Raw genomic sequence first — 15,064 nt, 5'->3', positions numbered from 1 at the left:
TAAACATGAGTTTTATCATATAGAGGACGTTGTTGTCTTTTTATATTTGCAACGAGTATGTTTATAGAAAATCAACTAAAAACCAATTCAAACATAAAATTTAAAACAAGAAAACATGAAAAAACAATATGTATTAATAACAATTTTGGCTTTAGTGGCTCAATTTGCACAAGCCCAATTTACTTTAGATGGCGAGTTTAGACCACGTACAGAATATCGTCATGGGTTTGGAAGTCTTATTGCAGATGATACCGATGCTGGTTTTGGAATTTCAACTAGAGCACGCTTAAATGCAGGCTTCACAACAGAAAGTTATAAAGTGTATTTAAGTTTACAAGATGTAATGGTTTGGGGTGAAAATAGGCAAATTTTACCTTATGATCAAAACAACTCATTTGCAATTTTTCAAGCTTGGGCAGAAATTAAATTAGGAGAAGGATGGTCTACTAAAATAGGGCGTCAAGTATTATCATATGATGATCAAAGAATTCTTGGAGGTCTTGATTGGGCACAACAAGGACGCAATCATGATGCTGCTTTAATAAAGCATAAAAAAGGGAATTTTATTTTAGATTTTGCTTTAGCATTTAATCAAGACTATTCAAACCCTACAGGATTTGTTTCAACAGGCACAGGTTACGATACTACAGGCTTTTTCTCTTATAAAACCATGCAAATGTTGTATTTAAAACAATCTTGGGAGAAATTTTCTGGTAGCTTACTATTGTTAAATAACGGTTTTCAGAAGTATGATGGTAGTAGTGAGCCAGATGGTGTAAGTAATTTACAAACTATTGGTACGCATTTAGATTATGAAGTAGGTAGCTTTGGTTTAGCGGCTAATGCCTTTGTTCAAACGGGGAAAAGACAAGGAGAAATTGATGTTAAAGGCGCTTATTTGTTAGGTTTAGATGTAGCTTATAAAACTTCAGATAAAGTAACTTTGGGAGCTGGTTTAGAAATTATTAGCGGTAACGATGCCGATACTGGTGAAACTGGAGCTTTCTTCCCTTTATATGGAACAAACCATAAGTTTAATGGATTTATGGATTACTTCTATGTAGGTAATCACGCTAACTCCATTGGATTGTTTGATATTCATGCTAGTGCAAACTTTAAATTAAATAACTCTTCTAGCTTAATGGCTAAAATACTTAATTTTAGTGGTGAGCAAGAATTGCCTAGTGGCGAAAAATCTTTAGGTACAGAAATAGATTTGGTTTATAAAAAAGCATTTAAAGGGTATGCTTTAGTTTTGGGATACTCTCATTTATTTCCCGCAGATGGTATGTATGAGTTAAAAGGTGTTACTGAAACAGATGCTGCCAATGGACAAAATTGGGCTTGGGCAATGTTAGTAATTAAACCTAAGTTTTTAAATACCAGTAAATAACATTAGATTACAATCTGATTTTTAGAATTGTTATGATTATTTTAAAATTGAAATCCCGCTTTATGTGGGATTTCTTATTTTTAGTAGTTGTGTAATTGCAATGTTACTCATTCAACAAAGCTGTTCACTCAATGTAACTGTTCTTTTTTGTATCTTATGCCTAGTTTCGAGTAAATAAATTATTTTTACAATGAAACAAACAATGAATATTTCGGTAAAAAGCCCTTGTTCAAAAACGTTTAGTAATTTTGCTAAAACATCTCAAGGTGCTTTCTGTAACTTTTGTAATAAAGAAGTTATAGATTTTAGAAACATGACCTCTACAGAACTACTAAAGTTCTTTGAAGAAAATCAATCAAAAACCTGTGGAATTTTTAAAATATCTCAAATGAAAACGTATTCACAACCAGTAGTTTATAAAACAAAAACACATTTTAATTATTTAATGGTTTTAAGTTTTGCTTTATGTTCTTTAGTAGGAATTCAAAACATACAAGCCCAACAAACAAATGCATCAACAGAAATTACTAAAACCAGTGAACAAGTTGGTTTATTAACAGGTACTGTTCTAGATCATGAAAACCTTCCGTTACCAAACATGAGTATTGTGTTAAAAGGAACAAAGGTTGGGACTTCTACTAATTTTGATGGTGAATTCACATTTCCTCAAAAGTTAAAAGAAGGAGATGTATTAATATTTAGTTCTTTAGGGTACTCTCCTAAAAGTATTACAATTGGCAAAGACCAAACCGTTTTAAATGTTGTTATGGAAGCTGAACTTGTTGAGTTAATGGGAGCGGTTGATACTAATCAATCTTACAAATCTAAGCGCTCTCTTTGGCAAAAAATTAAAGGCATTTTTTAAATGAGGAAGCACAAGCTGCTTTTAGTTTTAGTATTAAGTTTTAAGGTTTTTTCACAACCTACTGATTTTAAGCATGTAAATTTTAAAATAGCCGATGATATTGCAAAATCTTTAAAGGGAGAATCTTTAAAAGACTTACCCATATTAGCGCATAAACTAACATCAAATTTAGCTACCGATGTAGAAAAATTTAGAGCTATTTATACTTGGGTGTGCCTAAATATTAGGAATGATTATGGTAACCACATTCAGAATTTAAAAAAGCGAAGAAAGTTTAAAAATGATAGCATTGCACTTTATAATTGGAATATTGAATTTAAAGAAAAAGCACTTAAAAAATTAGTAAAGCATAAGAAGACAATTTGTACAGGATACGCATATTTGCTTAGAGAATTGGCTTCTTTTGCTGGTTTAAATTGTAAAATGGTTCATGGGTATGGAAGAACTGTATCTACCAATATAAATGAATTAAGCATACCAAACCATACATGGAATGTGGTGCAGTTAAATAATAAATGGTATCTGTCTGACCCTACATGGTCTAGTGGTTTTTTTCATTTAGATGAAGGGGTATTTGTACCACAATACAATGAAGGTTATTTTTTGGCAGATCCAAAACTGTTTGTTAAAAGTCATTTTCCTTTAGATTCTAATTGGATTTTAATAAAAAGCAATCCGCCCTCTATTGATGATTTTTTAACAGGTCCTTTGGTGTATGGTAGCGCTTTTAAATATCATATAATACCACTTCTTCCAATTAAAATGAAATCAGAAGTTGCTATAAATACAGAAGTGGTATTTCAATTTAAAGTTCCGTACAATCAAAAAGAAAATACATTCAGTTTGGTTGTTGATAGCGGTTCTAGCAACAAAACCATTCAACCAAGTTCATATAATAAGCAAACAGAAATTTTAGAGTTTAAAAAAGTGTTTAAAAGAGGCTTATATGATGTGCATTTAAAGGTAAATGATGAGGTAGTTGCAACTTATGTTATTAAAGGTATTAAACCTAAGAACAGGTGAGTTTACTGTTTTTTTTGATGTGTGGCAATATCTCACCAAGTGTGTAAAGTTAAAAAATATCGAGGGTTGCAATCCTCGATATTTTTTGCTTACAAACTTTAAGGGATAGAGTCAAGAGGTACTAATAACACAGGAATTTTAGATTTTTTAATAATTTCATCGCTTACACTTTCAATAAATAGTTTGTAAATAAAACCATGTTTGTTATTTCCTGTTATAATTAAATCAATATGTAATGTATCAACCTTTTCCATAATTGTTTCTATGGTTTGTCCTTGTACCAACAGTGCAGTAGAATCAATACTTTTTTTGTTAAGCGCATCAGAGTATTCTTGAATAATCTTTCGTTCTTTTTTTAAAACTAATGCTCTAGCTTCTCTTTCATTATTAGGACCTGTACCACTTGTATATTGAACAAAATCGGGTTCTGGTGCTGCAATATGAATTAACCAAATTTTAGAATGGAATTTTTCGGCCAATAGGCTTCCTGTATCTATTAATTTTTGAGTGTTGGTATCAAATTCAACCGGGATCAATATATTTTTCATGACAATAGATTTTAAGATTGAACCTTAATTTAAGAAATTTATTAAAACTCTGAAATGATAAATATCATTATTTCAGTTAGTTATAGTAATAATGCACAGGTTTTAAGTAATAATAATAAGTAATGGTAAAAGCTATTATCTTTTATATTTTTGCGACTATGAATGATAACTTCACAAATGAGTTTTTCGGAATTGGAATTCAGAATGGTAAAACTCCTGAAAACTTAGGTGTTTTATGGCGTTCGGCTCAAAATTTAGGCGCAAGTTTTATTTTTACTATCGGTAATAGGTATGCAAAACAAGCATGTGATACACATAATGCAGTAAAAGCAATGCCTTATTTTCATTATGAAAACTTTGATGAATTTTATAAGAACTTACCTAAAGGAGCGCGTTTGGTAGGTGTTGAGTTAACTGAAGAGGCAGAACCTTTAGAAACATTTCATCACCCAAGACGTTGTGTGTATTTATTGGGAGCAGAGGATCACGGACTTTCTAAACAGGCCATTAAAAAGTCTCACTTTTTAGTAAAATTTAAGTCAGAATTAAGTTTAAATGTATCAGTTGCAGGAAGTATTGTAATGTACGATAGAGGTATTGATAAACCGCGTTCTTAAGCTTTTTGGGTAACAATTACTATTTTGTTATTATTTAAATCTGTAGTAAAAAACAAATAGGTGTCTCCGCCATCTTTAATTTTGAATTTTTTTCTAATTTGAGCTACCGTCTCAGGAAAATTACGAGTGGTAATATTAGCTTTGTTTAGATTTAAACTTTTTAAAGCCTTTTTATTAAAAGGAATAACATTTTCAATTTTAAATACTCTTCCAGGGAATTTAATTAACGTATTACTAGTATATAAATGCGAATGTTGATGGAGTTTATAAACGTTTAATTGGTGGGATACTTCATTAAAACCTCCAGATTTTAAAATGGCTGCATTTGGTTCGTATAAATAGGTGAGTGGTTTGTTGAAATTAGAGGCTTTTTGGGTGTTGTTAAAATTGAAGCTAAAAGTTTCGTTTTGTTCTTTTTTTATGTTGATGGTTTCAATATTTACAGAACCTTCAAAGTTGTTTTCTAAAATCCAAAGTAATTCTTTTACTTCATTATTTACAGCTACAATATGTATGGTTTTAACGTGTTTTAATTCAGATAAACCAACCGAAATATCGAGTAAAGGAGATGTTTTTATTAAAATGTTTTTTGAAGAAGTAAATAAGGATTCTAAGTGCTCTGGTACATTAGGTAAACAATCTTTTATAAAGAAGACTTTGCCTTTGTTATCATGTCTTCTAGACGGGTCTATATAAATCCAATCAAAGGGTTTTGAATGCAATTTTAAATACGCCACACCATCTGTATGTAGCGTTTCAATATTTATGGCTTTTAGTTGCTTAAAATTATGTTTTACTATGTTAGATAGGTTTTCATTTACTTCACAATGCGTAACATTATTAAATTGTTTTGAAAAATAAAAACAATCTATCCCAAATCCGCCTGTTACATCAATAATTGTTTCACCAGAAATCAATTTACTTTTATAATTGGCAGTGATTTCAGATGAAGTTTGTTCAATATTTAATTTATTGGGGTAGTAAATATTATTAGTATTAAACCAAGTGGGAAGTTTTAATTTACAGCGATTTTTAGCTTCAATTTGCTCTATAATGTCTTTGGTTTCAACATTTTTAAAAGCAGTACCTTTTAAAAGAAGTTTGGTGAGGTTAGCGTTTAAGTTTTCAGAAATAAAACTCTGAACATCAGTATTTAAAATGGCTAAATTCAAAAGAAATTATAGGTCTTTGGTAAGCTTTTTAACTATTTTGTTTTCAGAAAGAAATTCTTTTAATACAACCTTAATAGCGGTATAAGCAGGTATGGCAATAATAAGTCCTAAAACTCCAAATAAAATACCAGCAATAAGAATTACTAAAAAGATTTCTAATGGATGTGATTTTACACTTTTTGAAAAAATAATGGGCTGACTTCCAAAATTATCAACCAATTGTCCAATGGCTATAACAAGTAAAACCCAAAGTGTTTTTGGTAAAATAACATCGCTAAAACTTTGCCCCAGTGAGCTTGTCATTGTTAGTGTAATCATTAAAGCGCCCCCAATTAATGGGCCAACGTAGGGAATTAGATTTAATAGCGCACATAAAAAAGCAATAACAACAGCATTTTCTACACCAATAATTAATAGCCCAATCATGTAAATAATGAATAGAATGAGTATTTGAAAAATTAACCCTACAAAGTAACGCGATAGTAAATCTTTAATTTTTTCTGATGAAGTTTTCCAACGTGTTTCTTTATTATCTGGAATTAACGTAAGAATGCTGTTTTCAAATAATTTGCTGTCTTTTAAAAAGAAAAAAGAAATAAATAATACCGAAAACAGACCAATGCTAAAACTGCCTAAACCACTAATAATAGTGTTTAGAAAGTCTGGAATTACCGAAAAATCTAACTTAGAAAACAAGTTAGAATCTTTTAAAGATTGTTCTACATCAATTTGGTGTAAATCAAAATAAGTAACAATTTCAATATAAAGATTTTCAATATTACCTTGTAATTCATCAATATTTAATAGTGATAAATTTTGCCCTTGTTTAATAATTAAAGGAATAAATAAACTAACTAATCCGCCAAAAACAGCAAGTAGTAAAACCATGGTTGTAACAACCGCAAAGGTGTTTTTAAATTTAAGTTTTTCTCTTAAAAGAAGTACAACAGGCCTTCCTATTAATGAAATAACAGCAGCAATAGCAATATAGCCAATTACCGATTGAATTTTATATAATAGGTAAAGTACTAAAACAACACCACAAATTATGGCAATAGCTCTTAAAATACCGTTTGAAATTATTTTAGAATTCATTTAGTAAATATAATAACTATTTGTTAGTACATGTTTTGAAATGTTACAACATTTGTTTAGTTATTTCATACAGCGCAATATTAGTGGCTTGTACCACATTCATACTACTGTTTTTTCCGTACATATCAATATGAATAGTAGTATCAGAAAGTTTTAAAATAGCTTCTGAAACTCCAAAATTTTCATCACCAATTACAACAACTATGGGGTTTTCTTTCGAAAATTTAAAGGTATGAATAGGTGTGCTTGTTTCTGTAATTTCTAAAGCAATAATTTGATAATTTTTAGATTTTAAATCTTGAATAACTTTTAAAGCAGACTCATGTATTTCAAAATTTACCGATTTCTCTGTAGCTCTTGATGTTTTAGTCATTTTTCTACCAAAAGGAATATGGTTACCACAAAGTATTAGTTTTTCAACTCCAAAAGCATCACTTATTCTAAATAAGCTACCAATATTGGGGGCATTGGTTACGTTATCGCTTATTAACGTTATTGGAAATGTACGTTTTGTAAATTGTGTATTATAATGAGTTAGTTGCAATTGTAATGTTGAATTGGTACAGGTTTAATTTTCAAAAGCATATTTAACAATATTAGCCCCCATTTTAAGAGCTTTTTCGCGTACTTCGGGTGGGTCGTTATGAACCGATTCATCTTCCCAACCATCACCTAAATCACTTTCATAAGTAAATAAAAGTACTAATCTGTCTTCATAAAAAATACCAAAAGCCTGTGGGCGCTTACCATCATGTTCATGTATTTTTGGTAGTCCGTTAGGAAAACTAAAAGCGGTGTTAAAAATTTGGTGATTAGCAGGAAGTTCTACTAATTCTTTATCTGGGAATACTTTTTTTAATTGTTCTGTTATATATGGTTGCATACCGTAATTATCATCTATATGCAAAAAGCCTCCAGATATTAGGTAATTACGCAAGTTTTCGGCATCATCGTCACTAAAAAATACATTGCCATGTCCGGTCATGTGTAATAATGGATATTGAAAAATATCTGGACTTCCAACTTCTACATTTTGAGGTTTCGCTTCTATTTTTGTGTTAATGTTCTCATTACAAAACGCTATTAAATTAGGTAAAGAGGTAGGGTTGCTATACCAATCGCCACCACCTTTGTATTTTAATACAGCTAATTCTTGCGAATTAATAGTGAGTAGTGAAAAGTGAAAAATTAAAAGTAAAATTACTTTTTGCATATTACTGGTTTATAAAAGCTACAGAATGACACGCTACAATAGCAGCGGTTTCTGTTCTTAATCTGGTATCACCCAAAGTTACAGGAATAAATTTATTAGCCAATGCCATTTCAATTTCTTTAGTACTAAAATCGCCTTCTGGACCAATTAAAATGGTGATTTCTGTTTTTGGTTTTAATTGGCTTTTTAAAGATTTTCTATTGGTTTCTTCGCAATGTGCAATAAATAAATTGCCATTAAAGTCTTGTTTTATAAAATCTTTAAATGAAATAGCTTCATTTAGTTTGGGTAAATAACAATTTAAAGACTGTTTCATGGCCGATTGCAAAATGCGTTCAAAACGTGCAGGTTTAATAACTTTACGTTCACTATGGTCACAAATAATAGGCGTAATGGTATCAATACCAATTTCAGTAGCTTTTTCTAAAAACCATTCATACCTATCGTTCATTTTTGTAGGTGCTACTGCCAAATGTAATTTGTAATCACGGGTTGGTTGTTTTGCTTTTGATGTGATAGTAACCAGACATTTATTAATGTTGGGTATTGTTAATTCTGCTTTAAACAACCAACCGTTGCCATTTGTAATATGTAAAGTATCGCCCGTGTTTTTGCGTAAAACTTTTACAATATGTTTGCTTTCATCTTTAGGAAAGGTGAATTGTTTGGTGTTTTCTGTGATATTTGGATTGTAAAAGAGTTGCATTAGTTTTTAGGTTCAACAATTTTAAGGACTTCAATTTCTGTTATATCTTTAGGTTTGTAGGTTTGAAGTACAAGATAATACCAGTTTTTTGAAGGAATATTAATAGTATAAATATCATTTAAAGCATGCTCATTGTTAATTAAAGCGTTCTCAAAATCTGGATGCATTTCACCTGTTGTAAACCATCCTGTATCACCACCTTTTTGAGCATTGTTATCCATAGAATATTGATTAGCTAACTGATAAAAAGGTGTGCCATTGTTGTATTTTTTAATCAATGTTTTTCTAAGTTCTTCAATACTTTCTAATGAATATTTGTTGCCGTCTAAGAAAATATAAGACACTCGGTAATATGATTTGGTGTTTCTATCTAGTATTTTATATAGTATTTTTTCAAATTCTTTTTCTTCTTGTTTTACTTGGCCTTTGTTTAATTTAAACAGAGATTTTGCCAATATTGTTTTGTGTTTTTCTTCATTAAAGACAATTATTTTACTATTAAAATTATACTTATCCTTAATAAATTTCTCAGCTTGTTTATGGGTTTCTATATTGGCTAGTTCTTGTTCTGCATTAGTTTGGGCAGTTAAAATAGATGATAAAAAAATAAAACTGTAAATAAGTAGGTGTTTTTTCATAGTATATAAATTAATTGAAATTTTTTCAAAATTAAATTTAAAACCATACGGTTATTTTAAAACTCAGAGAAGTTTTTAAGAATAGGTTGTTTACAACTTATTTAAATTTTTAACCTAGCCGAAGCCATTATATCTTGTTTGGTAAAATGGCCTTCTAAATATTTTAAATAGCCAACAATGGCAATCATAGCAGCATTATCGGTGGTATATTCAAATTTAGGTACGTAGGTAGTCCACCCAAATTTTTGCTCGCCATCTTTTAAAGCTTGTCTAATTCCAGAGTTAGCAGATACTCCGCCACCAATAGCAATGTGTTTAATACCAGTTTCTTTTGAGGCTTTTTTTAGTTTATCAACCAAAATTCCAATAATGGTATATTGAATAGAGGCACAAATATCATTTAAGTTTTCTTTAATAAAATTAGGATTTGCTTTGGTTTCGCGTTGTACAAAATAGAGGATACCTGTTTTTAATCCAGAGAAGCTAAAATTCAATCCATCTACTTTTGGTTTTGTGAACTTAAAGGCTTTTGGGTTTCCTAATTTAGCGCGTTTATCAATTTCTGGTCCTGCAGGATAACCAAGACCTAGTATTTTTCCGCTTTTATCAAAGGCTTCACCAACAGCATCATCAATAGTTTCTCCTATAACTTCCATATCAAAATAATGGTTCACTTTAACAATTTGGGTGTGCCCACCAGAAATGGTCATAGCTAAAAACGGAAAGGGTGGTTTTTTAAAATCTTCCTCTTCAATAAAATGGGCTAAAATATGCCCCTGCATATGGTTAACATCTATTAATGGTATGTTTAAACCATAAGCCAAAGATTTTGCAAATGAGGTGCCAACTAGCAAACTCCCCATAAGTCCTGGACCACGAGTAAAGGCAACAGCACTTAATTCTTCTTTGGTAACACCTGCTTTTTTTAGAGCTTGATGTACTACAGGTACTATATTTTGTTGGTGTGCTCTAGAGGCTAATTCTGGTACAACACCACCGTATTCTTCATGTATTTTTTGACTAGCAATTACATTACTTAAAATTTTTCCGTTGTGTATTACAGAAGCTGCTGTATCATCGCAAGACGACTCAATTCCTAGAATGAAAATATTTTGTGAATCCATTAATAAATTTTAGGCACAATAATTGTTAATTTTGGCAACGAATAGACGTCTAAAGGTACTTTAACATTCGTAAGTACAAATGTAGTTTATTCTTAATAATATCATAACTTTAACAGGTATCAAAAAAGTATTAAAAATAGCGTCAAAAATAGCGGGTATTTTCCTGCTTATCTTCATCATTTTGGTGTTAGTGCTTTCTATTCCTGCTGTACAAACAAGTTTAGGTAATTATGCCACAAAAAGGCTTAATGAAGAATTTGGTACTAATATTAGTATTAAAAGAGTAGGGTTACAGTTAAATGGCGATGTAGAGTTTAAAAATATTTTTATTGAAGATTATAAAAAAGACACATTAATAAATATTGCAGAACTAAATACCTCTATTTTAAACTTTCATAATCTATATAATAACAAGATGACCTTTGGTGATGTTGACATTATTGATTTGTATTTAAATATTAAAACTTACAAAGATACAACCGACACTAACCTTGACATTTTTGTTAAAAAAATTGAAGGTGATAACCCCAAAAAAGGAGATGGTACCTTTTTGTTATCGTCTAGTGATGTATCAGTCTACAACGGTATTTTTAAGTTAACAGATGAAAATAGAGAGGTTTCTAAACGTTTAGATTTTAAAGATTTAAATATTAATGCTACCAATTTTTTAATTAAAGGGAGTGATGTAAGCACCAGAATTAATAAGCTGTCATTTACAGATAGCAGAGGTTTGAGTATTAAAAATATGATGACCAATTTTAAGTATACACTTACCGGAATGACCTTTGATAATTTAAATATTAAAACTGCAGAGTCTACATTAAAAGGAGATCTTAAGTTTTTATATAAGCGCGAAGATTTACAGTATTTTACCGATAAGGTTTTAGTTGAAGCTAACTTTAAAGAATCTGATATCTTGTTAGATGAACTTAATTTAATTTATGATGAGTTTGGATACAATCAAAGAGCTATTTTTGATGTTAATTTAACCGGCACTTTAAACAATTTAAGGGCAACAAACTTAAACCTTAAAACTAATAGAAATACTAAAGTACTTGGTGATATAGACTTTAAAAATCTGTTTAGCAAAGAAGAAAATAATTTCTTTATGGATGGCAGATTTTCTAATTTAACATCAACTTATACAGACTTAAAAGCTCTTTTGCCCAATGTTATAGGAGAAGCTATACCTTCTACTTTTGAAAGATTAGGTAGGTTTACAATTACCGGAAACACACAAATAACATCTACAACTGTAAATGCAGATATTGAGATTGATACAGAGATAGGTGTTGTTTATAATGATTTAAAAATGACCAAAGTAAATGACATTGATAATGCCGTTTATCATGGTAAAGTTGAATTTAAGGAGTTTGATTTTGGTGTTTTTTTAGATGACCCCAAAATAGGAATAGGATCTTTAGATTTTGATGTTGAAGGTAATGGCTTTATTACAGAAACTATTGATACTAAAGTAAAAGGAGATATTTACAATATAGTTTACAACAATTATAATTATAGCCGTATAAAAGTTGCGGGTAATGTTAGAAACAAAATTTTTGATGGGAACTTAATTGTAAACGATAAAAATCTTCAAATGCAATTTAGCGGATTAGTAGATTTTTCTGAAGAAATAAAAAAATACGATTTTGAAGCCGATGTAGATTATGCCAATCTAAACACCCTTAACTTTATAAAAAAAGATAGTATTTCTATTTTTAAAAGTAGGCTTAATATGAACATGAATGCTAGCAATCTAGATGATGCCTACGGAAGAATTTCATTTAGCAATACTACCTATACTAATGAGCATGATACCTATTATTTTAAAACATTCAATATATCTTCAAGATTTGATAACAGCATTAGGTATATAGAATTTAAATCGCCAGATATTATTGAAGGCGATTTAAAAGGACGCTTTGTTTTCAACGATTTAAAAAAACTTTTTGAAAATTCTTTAGGGCACATATATACCAATTATATTCCACATAAAGTAAAAACTAATCAGAGTATAGATTTCAATTTTAAAATATACAATAAAATAGCAGAGGTTATTTTTCCCGAAATTGAATTGGGTAAAAACACCTTTATTCGTGGTAGAGTAGAAAGCGATGAAACCAATTTTAAACTCACCTTTAAATCGCCACAAATAAAGGTTTATGATTACTTTGCAAATAATATAGAACTACAGGTAGATAATAGTAATCCGCTTTTTAATACTTATGTAGAAGTAGATAGTTTGAACACCAAATTTTACAACGTTTCTAAATTCAATTTAATTAACGTTACGGTAAATGATACCTTGTTTATGCGTTCAGAGTTTAAAGGCGGTAAACAAAATAAAGATACTTATAATCTAAGTTTTTATCATACTATTAATGAAGAAATGGAATCTGTTATAGGCTTTAAAAAATCAGATTTCACCATAAAAGACAGGAAATGGTATATTAATGAAAAATCAGATACTTTAAATAAATTGTCTTTTAATAAGGCTTTAACTAAGTTTAATTTCAATAACTTAAAAATAAACCATAAAGATGAAGAAATAAAACTATCTGGCTTTTTAAAAGATTCTACACAAAAAGATATTAAGCTAAATTTTAAAAATGTAAATCTTGCAAAAATAACCCCAGATATTGATAGCTTGTCGCTTGCAGGAAAAGTAAATGGTAAGCTAGATATACTGCAACAAAATGGTAGTTATTTACCAAACTCAACCATTGTTATAAATGATTTTAAAATCAATAATTTCCCGTTGGGAGATTTTGATGCAGAAATTAAAGGTAATGAAGACCTAACAAACTATGTGGTAAATGCCAATATTAAAAATGACATCTCTAAATCGTTAATAGCTCAAGGAAATATTAATGTAGTAGGAAAACAATCTACAATAGATGTAGGTGTTAATTTTGATCATTTCGTTCTATCACCACTCAATCCGTTGTTAGATGGTGTACTGTCTAATATTAGAGGCTTTATAACTGGAGAGGTAAATATAGTTGGAGATCTTAAAAAACCAAATATAGAGGGCAACCTTAAATTAGAAGATGCTGGTTTAGGCATACCCTATTTAAATGTAGATTATGCTTTTAATAATAATGCTTCGGTAACTTTAAAAGATCAAAGTTTTATTTTTAATAATATTCAGCTAACAGATACAAAATTTAACTCAAGAGGTATTCTAGACGGGTCACTAAGTCACGTAAACCTATCTAAATGGAGTTTAGATTTAAACATAAAAACGAAACGATTATTAGTTTTAGATACAGAAGAAACTGAAGAATCTTTGTATTATGGGCGTGGTTTTATGGGAGGTGTTGCACAAATAAAAGGGCCTACAGAACAATTAAATATTAATGTAATTGCCGAAACCAAAGCAGGTACAGTCTTTAAAATTCCTTTAAATGACACAGAATCTTTTGGAGATAATTCTTTCATTCATTTTGTTACCAAAAAGGAAAAAGAAGCAAAAAATAAAGGCGAAGAAGTAACCTTTGAAGAAATTCAAGGTTTAGAATTAGATTTTGATGTAGATGTAACTGAAGATGCCGATTTAGAAATAATTATAGATAAAGATACGGGCCATTCACTAAAAGGAAAAGGTAGAGGAGGTATTTTAGTAGAAATTAATACCAACGGAAAATTTAATATGTGGGGAGATTTTGCGGTATTTGAAGGGATTTACAATTTTGCTTACGGTGGTTTAGTGCAAAAACAATTTATAGTGCAACCTGGTGGAACAATAGCGTGGAATGGAGACCCTTTAAGAAATACTACTATAGATATGTTGGCCATTTATAAAACACAAGCAAACCCATCGCCATTGCTAGATAATCCTATAAATAGAAGTATTCCAGTTGAATTAAACATTGCTTTAACAGGCGATTTAGAACAGCCCACACCAGAGTTTAGTTTTGAGTTTCCTAATGTGAATTCATCTGTAAAATCAGAGTTACAGTACCGTTTAGAAGCCCCAGATGATAAACAAAACCAAGCATTATATTTAATATCAACAGGGTCTTTTTCTCGTGGTCTAAATGAACTTAATTTCTCAGGAACCATAGCAGAAAGGCTCAATGGTATAATTAATGGTATTTTTTCTAACGGAAACGGTAAGTTTAATTTAGGAGTTAATTATGAAGCAGGACAAAACAGTCCAGATTACCAAACCGATGATAGAGTTGGGGTTACATTACAAACTCAAATTAGCGACAGAGTACTTATAAATGGTAAAGTAGGAGTGCCCATTGGAGGAGCAGATGCCACAAACACAGTTGTAGCAGGCGATGTTCAAATAGATTTTTTGTTAAACGATGAAGGAACTTTAGTAGCTAAAGTTTTTAATAGAGAAAACAGTATTCAAAATTTTGGTGAAGATATTGGATATACGCAAGGGGTTGGACTTTCATATAATGTAGATTTTGATACCTTTAAAGAACTCATTCAAAACCTATTTAAAAAGAAGCAAACAGAAGAAGCTCGAGAAAAAGAAGTATTAGAAGAAAATAACAACAATTCTTTACCAGATTTTATAACTCACAAAACAACTTCAAAAAAGTAAAATTACCACTTTTTATACTTATTTTGCACATCATTTTCTCGCCTGTTATAAAATGTTATTTACTAAAACGTTATAGTGTTAAGTAAGCATTAAAATAGGGTAAATA

The 15,064-nt window shown here is 30.1% G+C and carries 13 protein-coding genes; 5 read left to right on the top strand and 8 right to left on the bottom strand.

From position 1 onward, the window contains the following. Positions 1–115: 115 nt before the first annotated feature. From BWZ22_RS15915 to BWZ22_RS15905, 3 genes are all read left to right on the top strand, one after another. Positions 116–1,393 (top strand): alginate export family protein, encoded by a 1,278-nt coding sequence (locus tag BWZ22_RS15915; RefSeq protein ID WP_076701928.1) that lies wholly within the window; start codon positions 116–118, stop codon positions 1,391–1,393. A 190-nt stretch (positions 1,394–1,583) separates the two neighbouring features. After that, complete coding sequence (locus tag BWZ22_RS15910; RefSeq protein WP_076701925.1) at positions 1,584–2,258, top strand: carboxypeptidase-like regulatory domain-containing protein; 675 nt, start codon at positions 1,584–1,586, stop codon at positions 2,256–2,258. Next, the gene (locus BWZ22_RS15905) at positions 2,259–3,281 is read left to right on the top strand and encodes a transglutaminase domain-containing protein (protein WP_076701922.1); all 1,023 of its coding nucleotides are present in this window, start codon (positions 2,259–2,261) and stop codon (positions 3,279–3,281) included. A gap of 98 nt (positions 3,282–3,379) precedes the next feature. Here the strand turns inward: BWZ22_RS15905 and BWZ22_RS15900 are convergent, their stop codons facing one another. Next, positions 3,380–3,829: a universal stress protein gene (locus BWZ22_RS15900; protein ID WP_076701920.1), complete on the bottom strand. Its 450-nt coding sequence runs from the start codon at positions 3,827–3,829 to the stop codon at positions 3,380–3,382. A gap of 158 nt (positions 3,830–3,987) precedes the next feature. Between BWZ22_RS15900 and BWZ22_RS15895 the strand changes: the two genes are divergently transcribed. After that, positions 3,988–4,446 (top strand): RNA methyltransferase, encoded by a 459-nt coding sequence (locus BWZ22_RS15895; protein ID WP_076701917.1) that lies wholly within the window; start codon positions 3,988–3,990, stop codon positions 4,444–4,446. Here BWZ22_RS15895 and BWZ22_RS15890 read toward each other — a convergent pair. The 7 genes from BWZ22_RS15890 to tsaD all read right to left on the bottom strand — a co-directional run bounded on the left by BWZ22_RS15890 (position 4,443) and on the right by tsaD (position 10,394). Next, the gene (locus BWZ22_RS15890) at positions 4,443–5,618 is read right to left on the bottom strand and encodes a class I SAM-dependent methyltransferase (RefSeq protein WP_076701916.1); all 1,176 of its coding nucleotides are present in this window, start codon (positions 5,616–5,618) and stop codon (positions 4,443–4,445) included. The genes BWZ22_RS15895 and BWZ22_RS15890 overlap by 4 nt on opposite strands. 6 nt (positions 5,619–5,624) lie before the next feature. Further along, entirely contained in the window at positions 5,625–6,713 is a 1,089-nt protein-coding gene (locus tag BWZ22_RS15885) for an AI-2E family transporter (RefSeq protein ID WP_076701913.1), read from the bottom strand. Positions 6,714–6,756: 43 nt separating this feature from the next. Beyond that, positions 6,757–7,257, bottom strand: coding sequence for a TrmH family RNA methyltransferase (locus BWZ22_RS15880; protein WP_076701911.1), 501 nt, complete (start codon positions 7,255–7,257; stop codon positions 6,757–6,759). Between the two features lie 24 nt (positions 7,258–7,281). Further along, positions 7,282–7,926 carry a DUF4159 domain-containing protein gene (locus tag BWZ22_RS15875; protein ID WP_076701908.1) on the bottom strand — a complete coding sequence of 215 codons (645 nt, stop codon included), beginning with the start codon at positions 7,924–7,926 and terminating at the stop codon, positions 7,282–7,284. Between the two features lies 1 nt (position 7,927). After that, complete coding sequence (locus BWZ22_RS15870; RefSeq protein WP_076701905.1) at positions 7,928–8,632, bottom strand: 16S rRNA (uracil(1498)-N(3))-methyltransferase; 705 nt, start codon at positions 8,630–8,632, stop codon at positions 7,928–7,930. After that, positions 8,632–9,270, bottom strand: coding sequence for a peptidylprolyl isomerase (locus BWZ22_RS15865; protein WP_076701902.1), 639 nt, complete (start codon positions 9,268–9,270; stop codon positions 8,632–8,634). Before BWZ22_RS15865 ends, BWZ22_RS15870 begins: the two co-directional genes overlap by 1 nt. A gap of 101 nt (positions 9,271–9,371) precedes the next feature. Further along, complete coding sequence (tsaD, locus tag BWZ22_RS15860; protein WP_076701900.1) at positions 9,372–10,394, bottom strand: tRNA (adenosine(37)-N6)-threonylcarbamoyltransferase complex transferase subunit TsaD; 1,023 nt, start codon at positions 10,392–10,394, stop codon at positions 9,372–9,374. Between the two features lie 184 nt (positions 10,395–10,578). On the opposite strand from tsaD, the gene BWZ22_RS15855 reads away from it, so the two are divergent. After that, complete coding sequence (locus BWZ22_RS15855) at positions 10,579–14,958, top strand: translocation/assembly module TamB domain-containing protein (protein ID WP_076702590.1); 4,380 nt, start codon at positions 10,579–10,581, stop codon at positions 14,956–14,958. Positions 14,959–15,064: the final 106 nt, after the last annotated feature.

The organism is Seonamhaeicola sp. S2-3, assembly GCF_001971785.1.
In the GTDB taxonomy this organism is placed as follows: domain Bacteria; phylum Bacteroidota; class Bacteroidia; order Flavobacteriales; family Flavobacteriaceae; genus Seonamhaeicola.
This window is presented reverse-complemented; position numbering and strand designations above follow the sequence as displayed.